The organism is Maridesulfovibrio salinus, assembly GCF_055394525.1.
Genome location: NZ_AP042461.1, coordinates 4,109,123 through 4,128,255, shown reverse-complemented (window position 1 = coordinate 4,128,255; position 19,133 = coordinate 4,109,123). Strand labels below are relative to the sequence as shown.

Sequence of the window (19,133 nt, the reverse complement as noted above, 5' to 3'; positions counted from 1 at the left end):
ATGGTCTGCCTAGCCGAGAGGCATGTCGTCTTCCGGCAGACGGTAGCGGGGTTCACTCTGCCAACTGTTGATTGCGGTCAGAAGCCATACGGGCCCCAGTCTGCCTACAAACATGAGAGTGATGATGATCAACTTGCCGGGATTGCTGAGATCCGGGGTTACTCCAGTCGAGAGGCCAACAGTTGCAAAGGCCGAGATTGCCTCAAAGGTAATTTCAATGAAATGTCCCCTTACCTGCGAGTGGGGCAGGTAACTGCCTTCAGTTATGCTAAGCATCACAATTGCCGAAGCGAGAATTACACTGGCTATGGCCATCAGAGTGAGTGCCCTGTTGATACTTTCTTCACTGAGAGCGTACCAGCCGACTTTTACCTGTGAGTGACCTTTGATTTTGGAGATAACGAAGCCCGTCCAGGCCCTGAAAGTAGTAGTCTTAAGCCCTCCTGCGCAAGATCCCGGTGAGCCGCCGATGAGCATGAGGCCGATCATGACAAGCAGTGAAATATTAGTCATTCCCGAAAGGTCGGTCGTATTGAATCCGGCTGTACGGCAGGTAACGGATTGGAAAAGGGCCGTCAGTTCATTGATGCCTTCACCATAGCCTATACTGGCTCTGAAATTTTCCGTAAAATAAATGGCTATGCCGCCCGCTGCAACGAGGAAGAAAGAAGTTTCCAGTACAATTCGGCTATGCCAGCTTAAATAGTGGGCGGAAACTTCATGTCTGCGGCGGCGGATGAAATTGCAGAATTTGGTCCACAGTTCGGTCATTACATAAAAGCCCAGACCTCCCATAACTATGAGGGACATGAAAACAGTATTGATACCCAAATGGTCACGCCATGCAGTCAGACTGTCCGGGTAAAGGGAAAATCCGGCATTACAGAAGGCAGAAATGGAATGAAAAACTGCCGAGTAGGCGTGGAAACCAACCGGGTCCATGCGGTTGAGGATAAGTGCTCCGACTGCTTCTATGGAAAGAACAGCTATAACAACTCCGACTATGAATTTACCTATGTTGAAGGATGGATCATGGATCAGGGTCTGGCTAACCGCCAGTCTGTCGGAGGCACTTACTTTTTTGCCCAGAATGTAAATCACCAGACTTGCATAGGTCATTATGCCCAGTCCGCCGAGTTGTATCAGGGCCAGTATTACAGACTGTCCCGTACGGCTGAAAAAAGTTCCGGTATCAACAACTGCAAGTCCCGTAACACAGACTGCGGAGGTCGCGGTGAACAATGCATCGATAAAAGACAGCTCCCTGCCCGGATGGCATATGTCGAGTGTCAGAATCAGCCCGCCAACGATTATAGTCACAAGAAATGCGTAGATGGGCATCCAGAAAGGTGAGGACGCTTTTGATTTCATAACCGATATTTACGCTTGAGAGTTGAAGAAGGCAAGTCTGTTGCCTGCCCCCATGTTTGAAGGCGGGCTAATTTTTTCTGATGTTTACTGCCGGGGCAAGTTCATGACACCCGGCAGTATATATTGCCGTTGCTCAGGCTAAGCCTTTCCGGTTCGTTCCCGGTAGGTGTTCAGCTTTTCTTCCACTTCTTCCCATCTGAGAAAAGTTGTCTCGTGTTCAGCCTCAAGTCCTTCCAGTCTGGATTGTGCAGCAGCCATTTCTTCACCTGATTTTTTGTAGAATTCAGGATCAGCCATCTGCATCTGTATATTTTCAATAGAGCTTTCCAGTTCTTCGATTTTGGAAGGAAGTTCCTGAATTTCAAGTTCAAGGGCTTCAAACTCTCTTTGCTCTTTGTAGGTGAGCTTCTCAGGGCGTGTGTTTGATGCTTTTTTCGGCTTTGGTTTAGCGGTCTTGGGCTTGCTTTCGCCTTCCTGCTGAGGGCGCTGGCGGACCCAGTCATCGTATCCTCCAACGTATTCTTTCACTTGGCCGTTGCCTTCAAAGGCAATTGTTCCGGTTACTACATTATTCAGGAATGCGCGATCATGGCTTACTATTATGACAGTTCCCGGATAATCCATGATTCTGTCTTCAAGAAGCTCCAGAGTCTCTGAATCAAGGTCGTTGGTAGGTTCGTCCATTATCAGCAGGTTTGACGGGCGTGTGAAAAGGCGCGCCAGCAGCAGTCTGTTTCGCTCACCGCCGGAAAGGACACTTACCGGAGCATTGGCCCGGTCCGGGGCGAACAGAAAGTCTTTCAGATAGCCCATGACATGCTTGTTGCGGCCGTTGATCGTCACTGTATCGTTGCCGTCCGCGACACTGTCTCTGACGGATTTATTAGGGTCCAGTTGCTCACGGTGCTGGTCGAAGTAGGAGATTTCCAACTTGGTCCCAAGCTTGACCGTACCGTTGTCGGGTTTGAACTTTCCGAGAAGCACCTGGATCAGGGTGGTTTTCCCGGCTCCGTTGGGGCCTATTATACCGACACGGTCTCCGCGCATGATGGTTGCATTCAGATCTTTGAAAACTGGTGTCTCGTCCCATGAGTAGGATGCGTTGACAGCTTCGACCACAACCTTGCCTGACCGTGCCGCTTCCTGAATCTCAATACTGGCCTTACCTGTTCTTTCACGGCGTTGTCTTCGTTCTTCACGCATCTTTTTCAGAGCGCGGACACGCCCTTCATTACGGGTTCTGCGGGCTTTGATCCCCTGCCTGATCCATACTTCTTCACGGGCAAGTTTTTTATCAAATTCAGACCAGTTCTTTTCTTCAGCAGCAAGGAGGTCTTCCTTGCGTTTAAGAAATGTGTCGTAGTCACAGGACCAGTCGGCGAGGCTGCCTCGGTCCAGCTCAATGATCCTGCTCGCTATTTTGCGCAGGAACATACGGTCATGTGTGATGAAGATCAGGGTCTTGATATTTTTAAGAATAAATTCTTCAAGCCATGCTATGGAGTCGATATCAAGATGGTTGGTGGGCTCATCAAGGAGAAGGACATCCGGATTGCTGGCGAGAGCCCGGGCCAGTAGAGCCCGCCGTTTAAGACCTCCTGAAAGATTTTCAAAGCGCAGTTCAGCATCAAGTGAAAGGCGGGAAATTACCATTTCAATAGTGGTTAGGGCTTCCCAGCCACCGAACTTCCCCATGATTTCTTCCACTTCGGAAAGTCTGGACACATCTCCGCCGTTGGCAACTTCAAGGCTTACAGTATGGTAGCTGGTCAGAGCCTGCCCAAGATCGCCCAGCCCCCCGGCAACAACTTCAAAAACAGTACCTTTAAGTGCCTCGGGAACCTTTTGTGAAAGACGGGCCACGGTAACTCCCTTCTGGCAGGAGATGTTTCCGTCATCGGGAACAAGATCTCCACTCATAAGCCTCAACAGGGTCGACTTGCCTTCACCGTTTCTGCCTACAATACAGATACGCTGGCCTTCCTCTACCTGGAAGGAAACTCGGTCAAGCAGCAGCGGGCCGCCGAAAGACATGGAAACACCGTTCACACTCATCAAAGCCATCTTATAAACTCCACTGAATTCTTTAAAAAATATAATTATATTATGAAGACATGTAATTTCTTATCATATAGTATCACCTTGCAGTGAGGGCGGCAGTGTAGAATTTTGCCGCCGAAAAGAAAAGCCCAAGAATGTATTATTAACTTGATTCCCAATGTTGCAATCGGTTGACGAAAGATTTGTGGTAGGGCAGTAAGTGCATGACTGGTTTGAGGTAGAACAGGTTTAATCCTTATAAAAAGCATTGCAAGATGAAGGCCCGCAGCAGATGAGCACAGGTGACAGATTACTGGACATATTTCAGGAAGAAACACTGGAACGGCTTGATAATATCGAAGCCGGGCTGCTGCAGTTGGAAAATTGTACCTACGATTGTTCGCCTGAGCTGATTAATTCAATTTTCCGTGACGCTCATTCAGTCAAAGCTGGATCAAACCTGCTTAAGCTTTACAGGATCGAAGAGCTGTCTCATAAGCTGGAAAATGTTCTTGAAATGGTTCGCTCAGAAGGGCTTGTGCCCACTGAACTCATAATTACAGCGGCTCTTGAATCCGTTGATAAGCTCCGTTCTCTGACTGAGGATGTATTGAACAGCAACGAGAAAAGTATCAGGCTGCAGAAAACTATGCTGGAAGTCTCCGTTCAGCGGGCTTTGTCCGGTCAGAACTGATCTCTGTCTGGATTTACTTTGTAATAAATATTAAAAGCCGAAATCTTTAGCAGGTTCCGGCTTTTGTTTGTCTGGTAGATTGAAAAAGATTTATACCCGTCCGGCTATATCCCTTCCCCAGTCCATTATTGGATCTCTTTCGGGGTCGCCGTCGATTTTTAGGGAGTCTCCAACAACTTCTGCTCCCATCTTCTCCAGTTTTTCTTCAATGGCGTCAACTGCTCCGCAGAAATAGGTGTAATCCGAGTCACCGCACCCGAATACGGATACTTTCTTTCCTTTTAGCTCAGCATCTTCAAGGGTATCGTAAAGGGGAATGAAATCATCCTGAAGTTCAATCTCTTCTTCACCCCATGTGGAGCAGCCGAAGAGCACAATATCGTAGCCGGTAAGATCTGCCACACCGACCTCGGTGACGTTTTTGAGTTCAACGGCAAAATCCTTCTCTTCCATCGCTTCAGCGATATACTCAGCAGTTGTTTCGGTGTTACCTGTAGTGGAACCGTATACAATCAATGATTTTGGCATGAGAATCTCCTTTGAAATTTAATGGGGTTGTTTATGGAAAAGTAGTTATTGAAAGTGAATTTCATTGTCAACACAAAAGTAGTATTAAGATCTCATTAAAATGTGAGTAAAACAGCAAATGAGTGTTTACCTTGCTCGTCAGTGGTGTTATGGCCTTTTTAGAGATCAGGCATATAAAAGTTTTCGCACTCCTGAAAATATCAGGCCCGGCGAGAATATTACGCCCTAATCGACTTCCCCGGTCGGTTTCAACGTCTCGAACTCATTTACAATTAATATTGTGTTTTGGATTATGGCGGAATTTATACTGCCAATGATCACATCATTTCCATCCCGACCGAATTTTTCCTGCTTTTGTCTGCATTATCTGTTATGTTCAGATTTAAAATTTGCAGTACTTCCCGATTCTGATTTAATCCGGTCCGGACTTCCCGCCTAACTTTTAATTTCATGGAGGTCACAATTATGAGTGTTGAATTTGATATTATAGGAATGGATTCCTGGGGTTTTAATAATGACGGTCCACTTATAATTGCAGGACCCTGCAGTGCCGAATCCCGTGATCAACTACTTGAAACCGCTCGCGGTATAGCCGATAAAGGAGTGCATGTCCTTCGCGCCGGAATCTGGAAGCCGCGGACCCGCCCGGGATGCTTTGAAGGTATGGGTGAGGAAGGCCTGAAATGGCTGGTTGAAGCTAAAGAGGAAACCGGGCTTCCCATTTCATGTGAGACTGCCAACCCTGAACATGTTGAATTGTGTCTGAAATATGGCGTAGACATGATCTGGGTCGGAGCAAGGACTACTGTGAACCCTTTTGCTGTTCAGGCCCTTGCAGATGCACTGAAAGGCACTGATATTCCTGTTCTGGTAAAGAATCCCATCAACCCTGATGTTGACCTTTGGCTTGGTGCAATCGAACGTATGAACAAAGCCGGAGTCAAGAAGCTCGGCGCTATTCACCGCGGATTTTCCACAGCACGTGTTACTGAGTACCGCAACGCTCCAAACTGGAGACTTTTTATTGAGCTCCGCCGCCGCTGTGAAGGTCTGCCCATCATCTGCGATCCCAGTCATCTTTGCGGAAAGCGTGAACTGATCCCCGCAGTGGCGCAGAAGGCTCTTGATCTGCTTTTTGACGGACTCATGATTGAATCACACATTAATCCCGATGTTGCTCTCAGCGACAGCAAACAGCAGTTCACCCCTGAAGATCTCGGGGAGGTCCTGTCCGCTCTGGAACCCAAACAGCCCGCCGTTGAAGACGAGAGTTTCATTCACCTCATGGAGAAGAAGCGTGCCCGCCTCGAAGAAATTGACGATACCATTGTTGAGCTTCTCGCCGAGCGCATGGCTCTTGGTCGCAAGATAGGTAAAATGAAATGCGAAAGAGGTATTGCTCTTCTGCAGCCTGCACAGTGGAAGAAAACTGTTGAGAAACGCACCCGTGAAGGCGTTGCCAGAGGTATGGACGAGCATTTCATGTTGCGTATTTTCCAGTATATCCATGAAGAATCCCTGCGTCAGCAGGAGTGCGTGCTGGCCGGGGAAGAATAATGCCCGCAGTAAGTGTTGAACTTCGGGGGGAGTTTGATAACTCTTACGAGATCACAGTTGATTATGACATCTTTGATGAATTGATCACAGATCTTCGTGATAGAAGATTCGGACAGATCCCGGTAGTTATCTGTGACGAGAATACCCGTGAGCTTTTCGGCCTCAAACTGGCCGAGAAGCTCGCGCTTGAAAATATTGATCCTCTTCTGTTGACAGTCCCTGCGGGAGAAAACAGTAAGTCTCTGGAAAAATTCGGATCATTGCTTGAGGCCATGCTTGAGGCTGGAATAACCCGTCAGGATGTGGTTGTTGCCCTTGGAGGCGGTGTTGTCGGTGACCTGTCCGGCTATGTTGCCGGGAGCTATATGCGGGGAATCAACTTTGTTCAGGTTCCAACGACCCTGCTTTCACAGGTTGACTCTTCAGTCGGCGGCAAGGTGGCGGTTAATATCAGAGGCGGTAAGAACTACTGTGGCATGTTTTACCAGCCCAAGCGGGTTTATTCAGATATCTCGGCTCTTGATACACTTCCTGAGCGCGAAATCCTCAGTGGACTCGGTGAAGTGGTCAAACATGGTTTTATCTGCGACCGTGACTTCGTGGAATTTCTGAATGACAACGCCGAAAAAGTACTTGAGCTTGACCGTGAAGTCATGGCCCGTGTTGTTTCACGCTGCTGCGAGATCAAGGCTGATGTTGTAGCCCGTGACGAGAAAGAAGGCGGTGTTCGCCGGATCCTCAATTATGGGCACACGGTGGGACATGCCATTGAAACCTTCGCCGCTTATGAGCTTTCCCATGGAGAGTGTGTCGCCTACGGCATGCGCATTGTTGGGCGGGCCTGTAATAAAGCCGGAATGCTCTCTGATGATGACCTTGCGTTGCATGAGGAAGTCATGGACAGGCTGGGACTGGCAAGGGGCGGACTCGACATTGATCCGGTCAGGATTATGGAACTTATGAGACGGGATAAAAAAGTCAAAAACGGAGCTGTGGTTGTTGTCGCCCTCGATAGGCTGGGCAATGCAGTGGTCCGGGAAGATTTTCCTCTTGAATTTATTGAGTCCGAATTGAATCAGATTGCAGATTAGATTCAATTTACCTAGCAAAGCTTAAGCTGTATCATATACAGTCTGAAGCCACAGCATTTTCGCTGTGGCTTTTTGTTTTGGATTATTGTGGGTTGAAGCGTTGCCTATGTAACGCCGAATCATATACGGTGCGTTCAATTACAAGGAGAAAAAATGCCAGATATTTCTACTAAACTGATAAATGCGGGCAGGGAGCAGGCCGAGCTTCCGATTAAAACTATCAATCCGCCTCTGCACAGGGCGTCCACAGTTCTTTTCGATTGCTATGCCGATATGCTTAAAGCTAATCAGGGACAATTCGATGGGGTTGAATATGGCACCTGCGGAATGGCCGCGCAAAAGTCATTCGAAGCCGCAATGGTTGAGCTTGAAGGTGCTCACGGCTGCAAGGTGTTCCAATCCGGAATAGCAGCCATATCCATGGTGCTCATGGCCTATACCGGACAGGGCGACCATATTCTGATCTGCGATAATGTCTACGGACCGACACGTAACTTCTGTGATAATTTTCTTTCCAGATATGGTGTTGAAACGGAATATTTACCCTCTGCCGCAGGAGCGGATGTGGCGGATTACATCAGGGAAAACACCAGACTGCTTTTCATGGAGTCCCCCGGTTCAAACACATTTGAGATTCAGGATATCCCTGCTGTAACAAAAGCCTGTAGAGAAAAGGGCGTTGTTTCAGTAATCGATAACACCTGGGCGACACCTCTTTACCTCAATCCTTTTGAGCTTGGTGTGGATGTTTCCATTCAGTCGGCCACAAAGTATATAACCGGTCATTCTGATATTCTGCTGGGAACTGTCTCGACCAATTCGGAGTGCTGGGAAAGGTTCACGCAGTGCTGCGGACTTTTTGAGGTTTATGCTTCGCAGGAGGATTGTTATCAGGGTCTCCGCGGACTACGGACTCTGAAGGTGCGCCTAAAGGAGCACGAGAATTCAGCTCTGGAAATCGCCGAATGGCTTTCCGGGCATGAAATGGTTGAGTCGGTCATTCATCCCGCCCTTGAAAGTCATCCCCAGCATGATCTATGGAAGCGTGATTTTAAAGGTTCTAGCGGGCTGTTCGGTTTTACGCTGAAAGAAGGCTTCGAAGATATTGATCATTCACCTTTTGTGGATTCATTGAAGCTGTTCGGACTGGGGTACAGCTGGGGCGGATACAAAAGCCTCATCACCGGAGGAAAGTTCAGGCGCACCAATCCTTTCGGATATGCAGGGAAAACTATTTTCCGGCTGAATATCGGACTGGAAGATGTTCAAGATTTAAAGGCCGACCTGGAGCAGGGGCTTGCTAATTTGAAGTAATAAATTCTGCAGACTTAAGGGGACAAGGGGACTTCGGTCCCCTTTTTTATTCAGCCGGATCAGAAGGCTTTCATGGTAACATAGTAAAGAAGGTCATTGTCCCATGACACATTCATTCCCTGCACTGGAACCGACATGGCCGGGGCTCCGTATTTTTTGTTCAGATAGATAGAGTTCCGGTAAAGCATGGTAATTTCATAGCCACTCAAAATGAGTACGGATTTTCTGAAGCGTCTGTTTTCAAGAAAATCGGTCAGGGGAAGCGGGTGGTTTCGCTCTTTTTCGTCAAGCATGCTGACGGCGATGGCAGGGTTCATCAACATATTGCTGAACATCTGGGCATCGAAAGGTAGGGCTGACAGGTATCCCTCATTCTGGGCACCACTGCTTTTGCGCAGAAAAAAATGAAGATCGGGATGCAGGCGGAGTGTATGCCTAGATGCAGCGATCATACAGTTGGCTGGAATCTTTTCTGCCATAGAAACCGAGAGTTGTTCACCGAGGACGGCAGCAGGCAGCATTTTACCGGAGGAATCAGGGCCCGGTGCAGCGTTGAAATAAAAGGGGTAGAGCATTAGAGTCCCGGCAAAAGCTGCTGCAAGATATTTCTCTGGTTTCAGTCTATATTTAAAGAAGCAGAATATTGATAAAGCCCCCATCAGGAAAACCGCAAGGGCAAACGGAAGCGTCTGGGTGAGAAAATCCGTAACAGGAGCATTGCGCCAGAGGTTGACCGAGATCTCGTTGGTAAAGAGGGTAAGACTGCCTGTTATCAGGGAGATTGCGGCAATTAATAATGTTCCGGCCTTGAAAAAGATTTTGAAGTATCTGTCGTGTTTGGCGTTCAGCAGCCAGTTTACAATGATTACCGCCAGAAAGGGCATGATAGGCAAGAAGTACCTGTGTGCTCTCAACCTGTACATAAAAAAACATATGAACAGGTAGATCAGGGCTGTCCAGACCAGAAGCGAAGTATCATTCTTTTTCCATTCTCTGTCCCTGAAATAATTGTGAAGAGCACCTATGGTAAACGCTCCGAGAGGGAAGAAAACCACCAGAGTTTCCAGCAGGTAAAAACCGATACTTTTGCTGTAAAAGATGAAAAGGTTGCCCCTGTCAGATGTATTGTGGCTGAAATCTCCCAGCATCCCGTTCAGGTAGGGCATATTGTCCATGCTGGCGGCGAAGATCCAGATCATGAATGGGGCACAGGCCAGCAGTCCGGTGAAAATGGTACTCCATTCTTCTTTCAGAGTCTTTGATATGGTATTTACCGCACCTTGCTTGTTTTTTCGGCGGAAATAGGTTGCCAGCAGGTAGCCCACCAAAGGGGGCAGTGCAAACGGACCTTTGGTAAGTACACCCAGTGCCGTGCAAATTGTTGCTCCCGCAAGGTTCGCGGTTTTGTTCTCCCCTTTGTAAAGACCGAGATAAAAATAAGCAGCCCAGGTGACCGCGGCGGTATAAATGATGTCAGCCTTGAACATCATTCCTTCAATTTTGAATGCCGGGGCTACACATAGAAGCAAAGCTGCGAAAATACCTGTTTTAACATCGTACAGTTTCTTACCTATCAGCAATGTGGCAATCACCGTGAGCAAACTGCAGGCGATGGAAGGGATTCTGGAAATAAATAAAAGTGTTCCGTTGCTGAAATCTGTTCCGAAATATTTGAACAGCGGAGCTGCCAGCCAGTAGGGTAGTGGCGGCTTTTCCACTCTGGGAAGCCCCCCGAGCATGGGGTGCAGCCAGTCTCCGCTGATGGCCATTTCAAGAGCGGCAGAAACATATTTAGGCTCATCTATATCGAAGAAGAAAGGTCTCCATTCTCCAATACAGGCGAATAAAAAAGAAAAAATAAGCACCCCGAAAAAGGGCATATTGTTTTTGAATGATCTGCTTAAATCCATATTTGAATCCGATAGGTTTGTTTCTTGAGGGCTTTGATAACTGGTGGTCTCGGTGAAGAATATTTGCCTTTGATATATCTATGTAACTATTTTCTGATATTTAATCCCGGGCGGCTTCAAGGTAAACCTCTTGAAAAGCGGGGATTGCAATTTCTTCAGCCCAGTGCAGGTATATCGATTTGAGAAAATTGCGGCGAAGCATGGGAGCTGCAGCAAGACGTTCACGGATAGTGGCGGAAACGTCCATGCCTTTTATGGTATTATGCAGGGTGGTTGCCCGGTGGATGATACGGTGAGATTCTTCTATCAAGGCATTCCCCTGAAGGGCTATGCGTTCACGCAGATTATCATCGGAAAGAAGCATGTTAAGTTTTTCCTTTAGATCATTGGCATTTTCTGGTTCGTAGGTAACCAGATGCACTCCATCCTGAAAAAGATCAAAGAGTCCCTGATTAATTTTCGGTGTCAGCAGGCAGGCTCCGCAGGCAAGAGCTTCGAATACCCTGAAATTCAGGTCGCCTCTTTCAGCTATGTTCAGGACGACACGCGCCTTGGGAAAAAGTTTTCTGTACTCGCCTTGAGTCACATGCAGTCCGGGGACAAGTTTTGATACTTCGTCAAGAAATATCATTCGAGCAGGTGTAAGCTCCGGATCAACCTTGCCTACAAATAGCAGGTCCCATTCTTTTTCCATTTCAACAGGAACATCGTTATCCATAACGATCGGTGGAAACCAGAGAAGTCTCGAATTTTTCAGACGTGGCCTGAAACGGTCTATATGGTCCTTGAGGCTGACCAGACAGATATCAAATCCCTGAGCGTAAAGGGGGTACCAGCTGTGAATGTGGGTGTCGATGCAGTGGAAAACCGTGAGGCAAGGGTAGGTCTCTACTCCTGATAATGGCGGGGCTATGGAGCGGTCTGCATATACAACAGCGAAAGGTTCTTCTCCGGTTTTATCAAGAATATCTTCCCATGTGAAAACCTGCTGGCCGCGGATGGGGATATGGACGGTTTTATAACCCAGTTTGTCCATTCCGGTCCGGAAAAAGGTGTTACCTACCCAGGCAATTGTTTTTGTTTTGTTCTTCACGCGAAGGAACTTAACAATTTATCGGGCCTTTTAAAAGAAAGTAATTACTCTGCAGGTGAGTCCGGATGGTATACCCCCGGGGTTATCAGTTTAGCATCCCAAGTAGTTCCGGCTCATCAAATTCCAGTTCCGGAGTAAATTCAACTCCGCACAATTCACCGTCTTTCCAGACTGTAACAGCCATTTGACTGCTTAAGAACCCAATATTGTTGTTAAATATGCATCCGCGGATGAAAATTTGATCCTTAATGTCTATTTTTTCTTGATCTTTTTCTCTATTAATACGTAAACACATGCCTTTTTGAGAAATATCAATGATAGTTATATCCAGTTCGCCTTTATCTGAAGACGCGGCAATGTCACATTGTCGAAAAAATGCTTCAATTTTTGATAACTTAATACGAATGGCAGAACGCCTGTCATGCATTGTGTTCATTATTGCCCTCCTTTACTCGCGCGAATCAACAGTATTGAGGATAATAGGTCAAGTGAATTATTTTTTACTTTGACCTGCGCCAGCCCTTTTAATTCTTGGCTAAAGCCGCTAAACGGGTTAAGTAATTAGACTATGGGTAATAGTGAAATAGTTGTTAACACGGTCACCTGAAGCTGTTGGTGATCGTATTCAATACAGTCAGGAGTTTGCAGTGAGGAAGTTATTCGCAGTTTTTGCTCTGGTTGGTATGCTGCTTTCAGGGTGCGTTTATGTTGATATGACCGTGGAGAATAAACCAGCTCCCGGTATTGATTTCAGTAAATTTCAGACATTCGGGTTCAAGAAGCGAAGTGAGTCGCGCAAGGATCTAGAAGCCGTACTTCTCAATTCAGCCAAAATTGAGCTTGAGGCTAAAGGTTACAGGTACTCCGCAGATAACCCGGATTTTCTGGTTATGGTGAATTTCGGTTCCAAGGCGTTCATGGAGCGTGGGGTAACCTACTCAAGAGATAGCCAGGAGTATGATTTCATCAGCAAGACCTATTCAGACATAGGTGTAAATCCCGCTCCTGATGCAACCCGTCAGGGGAATGTCGTCCGCATTTATATGTTAACTCCTGAGAAACACTATCTCTGGCGAGGAGTTGCCACCAGCGTTGATTTTGAAGGGGTCAATGTGTTCGGAAAATGTCTGGTCAAAGGTGCTTTGGAAAAATTTCCCGGTACCGAGGTAAAATTCAGGGCAAAGTTCAACGTGGATGATTGTAAGTAAATAGCTAATTTTCCCGTTTTTAGTTTTCATATCTGAATAGAGTAAGTTCTTTCGATGCTTTAAGGCCTCCGGATCATTTCCGGGGGCTTTTCTTTTTTAAACATCTTGACTTTAGGAAAATATCTTGGCATTTCTTGATCACTATATAACAATATTTTTATATATTGAAATTAAGTTGAAGTCTGCAGGAAACGGAAGCAGGATTGATACACATCTTCTCGCGGAGATATCATCTCCGGGGGAAGCGACAAAATAATGGAGAATTTAGAAATGCAAGTGGCTAGGAATATTAAAGAGTCAGGTCAGTTTTTTTCTTTTGAATTTTTTCCTCCGAAGGACAAGGCTACTTGGCCTGTTTTTATGGAGAAAGCACAGCGTCTGGCCGACCTTGACCCCATGTTCGCCTCTGTCACTTATGGTGCGGGCGGAACTTCCCATGAGAACTCCCTTGAGATCTGTGGAGCTTTGAAGCGGGAGATGGGAATTGATATTCTTGCCCACCTGACTTGTGTCGGAGCCAGCGAGGAATCTATCGACCGGTTCCTTAATCAGCTTGCTGACGCAGGCGTCAGTGACATTCTTGCTCTGGGCGGAGATGGAGTCGCAGACGGGAAAGGTGAAAACAGATTCTATCGTGCTGTCGATCTTGTTGAATATGTTAACGGGAAATATTCAGAGGTCGGTATCGGCGTGGCAGGATATCCGGGAGGGCATCCCGATTCTCCGTCAATAGTGCAGGATCTTGAGTGGCATAACGGTAAAATTTCAAAGGGAGCCGATTTCACCATGACTCAGCTGTTTTTTGATAACCGCCAGTATTTTGATTACGTGGACCGCCTTGCGGAACTAGGCTCAAATAGTCCTGTCATTCCCGGAGTGCTGCCAATTCAGTCTCTGGCTTCATTGAGAAGGATTATGTCTCTTTGCGGTGCTGCAATCCCCGGAGATCTGTATTGCGGTGTTGAGAAAGCCTTCAATGAAGGCGGCGATGAAGCGGTAATGGAATTCGGTTTTCAGTTTGCACGCAGACAGATTGCAGGGCTTCTTGATAAGGGGGCTTCCGGCGTACATATTTACACATTGAACCGGGCAGCCATGTGCGAGAGACTGGTCGGGGATCTTAAGCAGGACGGATATTTCAACTGAGATCTATTTTAGCCCGCCATGCAGACTGTTCGGAGATGGATCAGCACATCTCAGGTTTGCAAAAAAGCCCCACCATTTTTAAAGCCCCCTGATGTATCAGTTACATCAGGGGGCTTGTTACTTATTAGGTTGGCTTACAGGATGTTCCTTGTAACCTGCATTGTACTCAGCGTACGATAAAATTTGCGTAGAGCTAAGGCTGGGCGAAGGTTTTTAAAAGGGAAGGGGCTGAGACCTCGGAGACTTTTTTATAAAAAACCTTTGAAAGCATTGGCAATATTAGCTGCTGTTTTAACCCTTTCCGGACCGTTTTCAATAATGAAGGGCAGAATCTGGTCAGAGTAATTACCAAGGCCGGAGAGCAGACTTTCGCTGAGTCCCTTGGAAGACGGGGAAGCGATGAAATCTTTGATCTCTTTATATAAGGTCTTGGCCTCACTTACGGAATTGTTTCCGGATGTGTAGGCTGTGGATGCATGGTTGTAGACTTTCTTGGCTTTGCTGAAGCTTGAAGGATCGGTAATGATCTTGGTCAGCTTGGAAGACAGGGAAGAGTCTGCGGTCGTTGAATCCATGCTTTCGGAAAAGGCGACCATTTTCATAAGTCTGGTTATTCCTGATTCGGATTCAATGGACCCCAGTTTGGAAGATAGACCTGAAGCAGAGCCGGGATTTATAAGGCTCATGGTCGTAGTCTGGGCATCTACAAGATTTTCCGTGGAGTCTGAAAAACCTGAATAAACATTTTTAGCCCGGTCAAGCAGGCTGGCTCCTTCAGCCGCGCTTTTAGCGGTTTCCGCTGATGAAGAAAGGTCGTCAAGGCTGAAAGCCTGAGCAGGGACGGAGTTAATCATCAGAAAAGAAGCAGTTAAGAAACAGAAGGTCAGCGTGAATATCAAACTTTTTTTTATCATGGTGCACTCCATTTGTTGGTTTACTGATAACTGTATCCCAAGCAGGCTGGTTTTGCTATTAGAAAGCAGAGTCGATGTCTCGTTTTTTGTATCTAGTTTTTTCTGATGACATCAAGAAAGTTTGCTAGGTAATAATCATTGGAGAAGATAGAGGGAATAGGCACTGGGAAAGGAAGGAAAAAATCATGCTTGCAGAAATAAGTCAGATGAAATTGGAAGAAAGACTTTAGATCAAAGAAAAAGCCGCAATCGTTATGATTGCGGCTTTTAATAAACAGGGTGGTGCCGAAGAGAAGACTCGAACTTCCACGGGGGAACCCCCACTAGACCCTGAACCTAGCGTGTCTACCAATTCCACCACTTCGGCACAGCGAGATTCTGTATATGTATATGCGGATTGTTTTGCAAGTCTTTTTTTTGTTAAATTGTAAATAAGTTCACTCTCGCGTAACCTTTCCAGTAATAAGTGTTTTTCTAGGCAGAGTCTGGTATTGGGGTATAAGGTATCATTATAGGAATAAATGGTTTCTATTTGTGATGATCGCTTAGTCCTGTTATAAAGATTCAAAATAAAATACAGGGAGATTTTTTTATGGACCCGTCCGCACTTATTCCTGAAGCTATAGGCATATCGATCTATCCGATATGGCCTGTAGTGCTTTCAATCATAACTTTTTCCGTCCATCTGTTGCTGATGAATGCTGTTTTCGGTGGAGCGGCCATAGTTTTTGTTCATTCACTCTCGGGGGAAACAGAAGTTTCACGCAGTGTTTCCAAAAAACTGCCGACCCTGCTTGCCCTTGCGATAAATGCCGGAGTTCCGCCGCTCCTTTTTCTGCAGGCGGTATACGGGCAGTTCAGCTATGTTTCATCCATATTAATGGCAGTTTTCTGGCTTGCAGTCATAGGGGCATTGATACTTGGTTACTACGGGATTTATTACCACAACTACAGCTATGAAAAACTTGGGGAGTCCGGCAGGAAATTTGTGATATTCGCGGTGCTGTGCATGATTGTCTATATCGGCTTCATGCTTTCGAATAAAATGACCCTGATGCTTCGCCCAGAGGTGTGGAACGAATATTTTAATGATCCTGACGGCTTCATTCTTAATCTCAGTGAACCGGTTCTTTTCCCGAGATTCATGCATTTCGCCATTTCAGCCTTGGCTGTGGGCGGACTGACCGTAGCAATGATCGGGCGCAAAAGGGGAAGTAAGAGTTTTGTGGATACCGGTATGAAGTGGTTTTCAAGATCTACCCTTGTAAATATTCTCATGGGATTCTGGTTTCTCATTGCTCTTCCAAAGGATGTCATGCTCATTTTCATGGGACAGGACATGCTTGCAACGGGGCTGCTTTTTGTCGGGCTGCTGGCTCTTGGGGCGATGCTCCATGCGGGATTTACCCGAAATGTGACTATTGCAGCTCTGGCTACCGGGTTAATTGTTCCGGTAATGGCTACGATGAGGCATCTTGTGAGGCAGAAGTATCTTGAGCCATATTTCACCCTTGATACTGCCCCGGTCTCTTTGCAGTGGAGTCCTTTTATTCTTTTTGCGTGTTCTTTGCTGGTTGGAATCCTGTGTATAATGTACATGCTCAAACTGATGTTCAGGGCTGAAAGGAGTTAATCATGGAATATCCAATCTGGCACCTGACGGCATTCGGCGGTGGTTTCTGGATAGCGGTTATCGCTACTCTTCATGTTTTTGTGGCCCAGTTTGCTGTTGGCGGTGGATTGTTTCTGGTAGTGACCGAGAAGCTTGCCTACCGTACCGGCTCCAGTGAACTTCTTGATTATGTAAAAAAACATTCCAAGTTCTTTTTGCTGCTGACAATGGTCTTCGGCGGCGGTACCGGGGTAGCGCTCTGGTTCACAATGGCTCTTCTCAGTCCGCAGGGCACTCTTGTCCTTGTCCGTGAATTTCTTTTTGCGTGGGCTACCGAATGGGTCTGGTTCGTGGGCGAGATAATAGCCCTTCTTATTTACTATTATTACTGGGACCGGATGAAACGGGAAGACCATCTTAAGATAGGCTGGTTTTACTTCATATTTGCATGGCTTTCCCTTTTCACCATCAACGGTGTGATCGCTTTTATGCTTACCCCCGGACAATGGGTAGAAACCCGCAGCTTCTGGGACGGTATATTCAACCCCACTTTCTGGCCCGCACTTTTTTTCCGTTCAGCCCTTTGTGCAATGCTGGCAGGACTGTTCGGTTTTGTTACCGCAGCCCGTTTGAAGGGTGAAGAGATCAGATGCCTGATGGTGCGTTTCTGCGGTCTTTGGACTCTTATCGGCCTTTTGCTGGTTTTACCGCTTGGTTACTGGTATCTTGTGGCTCTCCCCTCTGAGCAGGCCCTGCAGGTCATGTACAAGTCCCACAGGGTGGCTTTTTTCATGAAGGTATTTCAGTATACCGCCCCTGCGATTCTCGCTGGAGGTCTTTTCATGGCCATCTGTGCTCCTCGGAAAGTCAATTTTACTTCAGCTATGATAATGCTTTGTCTCTCACTTGTTTTTTACGGCTCTTTTGAGTTTATGCGTGAGGCAGGCAGGAAGCCTTATGTTGTGTGGGGAGAGGTTTATTCAACCAACATCACTACACAGCAGGCTGAAGAAATGGCGGGCAAGTCCATTTTGAAAAATTCCAAGTGGGTCCCGCAGGATCTTCGTGAAATAACTGATGAGAACCGGATGCGGGCAGGAGCCTGGCTTTACCAGATGCAATGTGCTCCCTGTCACGCCGCAGGCGGGCCCATGAACGACATTATCCCGAGGACCGCCAAATATACTGCTGCCGGGTTGGACGCGTTCATGTCCGGTATGGGCAAGATCAATAAATATATGCCGGAGTTTATAGGTGTTCCCAAAGAGCGTATGGCTCTTGCCGGGTACATAGACTCGCTGAGCCCTGACGAAAAACCCGCACTGCCCGAGCCTGTTGAGTCTGAGTTGACTCCCGGGCCATTCGTTCCTGATCAGGAATATGTCCTGATGGCCTGGCCTCTGGAAGGATTGCACCTGATTGTGGAAAAAGACCGTACGCTCAGTCTGAGCGATAAAGGTGCGACAATCAGGGCCCAACTGTTGATGCGTGGTGATCCTCCGGAAGTTGTAACTGACGAGGTAAGGATAATCTGTAGTCCTGAAGGTCTTGATGAGAGCTTTGATTTCAATGTGGTGGATGGGTATTTTGAATCACCTCCCATTGAACTGGAGCCTTATGTTTCTTCCGGATACCAGCCGCTTCCGCCGGTGAATGTCAAAGCCGTTGATGAGTCAGGAAATGTTCTGGCTGAGACGACCATCGTTCTGCCTGTTTCAACCCGCCCGGGATGCAACAACTGTCATGGCGGAGACTGGAAATATCCGGGTGTGGGTGGTCTTTCCGGTGAGACTGCCGTTGATATCCTGACAGTGCATGACCGCGACAACCGGACCAATTTTAATGAGCGTATTAAAAATGGTGAGGTTATAGACTGTGCCGGCTGCCATGACGGTGAGATTCAGCTTGACCTGTCGGCAGCTTTACACGGTTTTCATGCTGTTTATCTCTCGGGAAGGGAGAATGATGCCTGCATGATGTGTCACCCGCAGGAAAGCCTGCGCGGAGTGCACCTTGATGTGGGTATGGAATGCGTGAACTGCCACGGTTATATGGAGGACCACTCCCTGGCACTTCTCAAGTCCGAGGAGAACAATCCTGCTTCCAAACGGCTTATTCCGTTGATATCTCCATCAGGTTATGACCTTGAAGAGATTAATCCCCGCAAACCGTGGGAACAGCAGCCCGATTGTTTAACCTGTCATGTTGACTTTGCTGCTCCTGAAACGGATTCAGCGTTCAATGTCTGGACTGAGGGCCGTGAAGGGTTATTCCGCAACCGCAAGGATGATATGGAAGCTGTAATGTGCGCGGCCTGCCATAACGCTCCGCATGCTGTTTTTCCCGCGAGTAACGAACGGGATAATCTGCGCGCGCTCCAGTATATGGAAGAAGCCAAACCTGTCGGATCAGGCGGGACCTGCACAGTCTGCCATGAATATGAAATGGGTTACCCCGCACACCATCCGGGAATGGGGCTGGAATAACAGAACTGTTTTCGGGATCGGGCGAAGGGGCTGGTGCTGGAGTTTGATCAGTCTCGATCGCAATCTACTTAAAATATCCTAAAGCAAAGGCCTCAACATCTTGAGATGTTGAGGCCTTTTTATGTTCTGATTCGCCGCTAGGCTGCAGCCCAAAACTGGACGTTTTTTA

15 protein-coding genes and 1 tRNA gene are annotated in these 19,133 nt (G+C 47.2%); 8 read left to right on the top strand and 8 right to left on the bottom strand.

The features are described from left to right. Positions 1–9: 9 nt before the first annotated feature. A complete protein-coding gene (locus tag ACZ5PW_RS18940) occupies positions 10–1,371 on the bottom strand; it encodes a TrkH family potassium uptake protein (RefSeq protein WP_464556576.1) in 1,362 nt (453 codons plus the stop codon). 138 nt (positions 1,372–1,509) lie between these two features. Then, a complete protein-coding gene (locus ACZ5PW_RS18935) occupies positions 1,510–3,435 on the bottom strand; it encodes an ATP-binding cassette domain-containing protein (RefSeq protein ID WP_464556575.1) in 1,926 nt (641 codons plus the stop codon). 268 nt (positions 3,436–3,703) lie between these two features. On the opposite strand from ACZ5PW_RS18935, the gene ACZ5PW_RS18930 reads away from it, so the two are divergent. Further along, positions 3,704–4,105, top strand: coding sequence for an Hpt domain-containing protein (locus ACZ5PW_RS18930; protein WP_464556573.1), 402 nt, complete (start codon positions 3,704–3,706; stop codon positions 4,103–4,105). 90 nt (positions 4,106–4,195) lie between these two features. Here ACZ5PW_RS18930 and ACZ5PW_RS18925 read toward each other — a convergent pair whose 3' ends face one another. Further along, positions 4,196–4,633: a flavodoxin gene (locus tag ACZ5PW_RS18925; protein WP_464556571.1), complete on the bottom strand. Its 438-nt coding sequence runs from the start codon at positions 4,631–4,633 to the stop codon at positions 4,196–4,198. A gap of 465 nt (positions 4,634–5,098) precedes the next feature. Here ACZ5PW_RS18925 and ACZ5PW_RS18920 point away from each other — a divergent pair, with 465 nt between their 5' ends. From ACZ5PW_RS18920 to metC, 3 genes are all read left to right on the top strand, one after another. Then, on the top strand, positions 5,099–6,190 hold the full coding sequence (locus ACZ5PW_RS18920; RefSeq protein ID WP_464556569.1) for a bifunctional 3-deoxy-7-phosphoheptulonate synthase/chorismate mutase type II: 1,092 nt from the start codon (positions 5,099–5,101) through the stop codon (positions 6,188–6,190). Next, positions 6,190–7,281: a 3-dehydroquinate synthase gene (gene aroB, locus ACZ5PW_RS18915; protein ID WP_464556568.1), complete on the top strand. Its 1,092-nt coding sequence runs from the start codon at positions 6,190–6,192 to the stop codon at positions 7,279–7,281. Before ACZ5PW_RS18920 ends, aroB begins: the two co-directional genes overlap by 1 nt. Positions 7,282–7,434: 153 nt before the next feature. Further along, on the top strand, positions 7,435–8,595 hold the full coding sequence (gene metC / locus ACZ5PW_RS18910) for a cystathionine beta-lyase (RefSeq protein WP_464556566.1): 1,161 nt from the start codon (positions 7,435–7,437) through the stop codon (positions 8,593–8,595). Positions 8,596–8,654: 59 nt separating this feature from the next. Here metC and ACZ5PW_RS18905 read toward each other — a convergent pair whose 3' ends face one another. The 3 genes from ACZ5PW_RS18905 to ACZ5PW_RS18895 all read right to left on the bottom strand — a co-directional run bounded on the left by ACZ5PW_RS18905 (position 8,655) and on the right by ACZ5PW_RS18895 (position 12,034). Next, positions 8,655–10,505, bottom strand: a complete 1,851-nt coding sequence (locus ACZ5PW_RS18905; protein ID WP_464556564.1) for an ArnT family glycosyltransferase — start codon at positions 10,503–10,505, stop codon at positions 8,655–8,657. 100 nt (positions 10,506–10,605) lie between these two features. Beyond that, positions 10,606–11,598 (bottom strand): glycosyltransferase family protein, encoded by a 993-nt coding sequence (locus tag ACZ5PW_RS18900; protein ID WP_464556563.1) that lies wholly within the window; start codon positions 11,596–11,598, stop codon positions 10,606–10,608. Between the two features lie 85 nt (positions 11,599–11,683). Next, positions 11,684–12,034 carry a PilZ domain-containing protein gene (locus ACZ5PW_RS18895; protein ID WP_464556561.1) on the bottom strand — a complete coding sequence of 117 codons (351 nt, stop codon included), beginning with the start codon at positions 12,032–12,034 and terminating at the stop codon, positions 11,684–11,686. Positions 12,035–12,245: 211 nt separating this feature from the next. On the opposite strand from ACZ5PW_RS18895, the gene ACZ5PW_RS18890 reads away from it, so the two are divergent. Together ACZ5PW_RS18890 and ACZ5PW_RS18885 are read left to right on the top strand one after the other, a co-directional pair. After that, complete coding sequence (locus ACZ5PW_RS18890; protein WP_464556557.1) at positions 12,246–12,806, top strand: DUF4136 domain-containing protein; 561 nt, start codon at positions 12,246–12,248, stop codon at positions 12,804–12,806. A gap of 270 nt (positions 12,807–13,076) precedes the next feature. Next, complete coding sequence (locus ACZ5PW_RS18885) at positions 13,077–13,952, top strand: methylenetetrahydrofolate reductase (protein ID WP_464556556.1); 876 nt, start codon at positions 13,077–13,079, stop codon at positions 13,950–13,952. A 248-nt stretch (positions 13,953–14,200) separates the two neighbouring features. Here ACZ5PW_RS18885 and ACZ5PW_RS18880 read toward each other — a convergent pair whose 3' ends face one another. Both ACZ5PW_RS18880 and ACZ5PW_RS18875 read right to left on the bottom strand, forming a co-directional pair. Next, positions 14,201–14,866 (bottom strand): hypothetical protein, encoded by a 666-nt coding sequence (locus ACZ5PW_RS18880; protein WP_464556554.1) that lies wholly within the window; start codon positions 14,864–14,866, stop codon positions 14,201–14,203. A gap of 280 nt (positions 14,867–15,146) precedes the next feature. Continuing rightward, positions 15,147–15,233, bottom strand: a tRNA-Leu gene (locus tag ACZ5PW_RS18875). Between the two features lie 225 nt (positions 15,234–15,458). On the opposite strand from ACZ5PW_RS18875, the gene ACZ5PW_RS18870 reads away from it, so the two are divergent. Then, positions 15,459–16,499, top strand: a complete 1,041-nt coding sequence (locus ACZ5PW_RS18870) for a hypothetical protein (RefSeq protein ID WP_464556553.1) — start codon at positions 15,459–15,461, stop codon at positions 16,497–16,499. Positions 16,500–16,501: 2 nt separating this feature from the next. Next, a complete protein-coding gene (locus tag ACZ5PW_RS18865) occupies positions 16,502–18,964 on the top strand; it encodes a multiheme c-type cytochrome (RefSeq protein WP_464556551.1) in 2,463 nt (820 codons plus the stop codon). Positions 18,965–19,133: the final 169 nt, after the last annotated feature.

Coding starts and splice junctions, on each gene's coding strand:
- ACZ5PW_RS18940 (WP_464556576.1), bottom strand. CDS start 1,371: ATGAAATCAAAAGCGTCCTCACCTTTCTGGATGCCCATCTACGCATTT.
- ACZ5PW_RS18935 (WP_464556575.1), bottom strand. CDS start 3,435: ATGGCTTTGATGAGTGTGAACGGTGTTTCCATGTCTTTCGGCGGCCCG.
- ACZ5PW_RS18930 (WP_464556573.1), top strand. CDS start 3,704: ATGAGCACAGGTGACAGATTACTGGACATATTTCAGGAAGAAACACTG.
- ACZ5PW_RS18925 (WP_464556571.1), bottom strand. CDS start 4,633: ATGCCAAAATCATTGATTGTATACGGTTCCACTACAGGTAACACCGAA.
- ACZ5PW_RS18920 (WP_464556569.1), top strand. CDS start 5,099: ATGAGTGTTGAATTTGATATTATAGGAATGGATTCCTGGGGTTTTAAT.
- aroB (WP_464556568.1), top strand. CDS start 6,190: ATGCCCGCAGTAAGTGTTGAACTTCGGGGGGAGTTTGATAACTCTTAC.
- metC (WP_464556566.1), top strand. CDS start 7,435: ATGCCAGATATTTCTACTAAACTGATAAATGCGGGCAGGGAGCAGGCC.
- ACZ5PW_RS18905 (WP_464556564.1), bottom strand. CDS start 10,505: ATGGATTTAAGCAGATCATTCAAAAACAATATGCCCTTTTTCGGGGTG.
- ACZ5PW_RS18895 (WP_464556561.1), bottom strand. CDS start 12,034: ATGAACACAATGCATGACAGGCGTTCTGCCATTCGTATTAAGTTATCA.
- ACZ5PW_RS18885 (WP_464556556.1), top strand. CDS start 13,077: ATGCAAGTGGCTAGGAATATTAAAGAGTCAGGTCAGTTTTTTTCTTTT.
- ACZ5PW_RS18880 (WP_464556554.1), bottom strand. CDS start 14,866: ATGATAAAAAAAAGTTTGATATTCACGCTGACCTTCTGTTTCTTAACT.
- ACZ5PW_RS18870 (WP_464556553.1), top strand. CDS start 15,459: ATGGACCCGTCCGCACTTATTCCTGAAGCTATAGGCATATCGATCTAT.
- ACZ5PW_RS18865 (WP_464556551.1), top strand. CDS start 16,502: ATGGAATATCCAATCTGGCACCTGACGGCATTCGGCGGTGGTTTCTGG.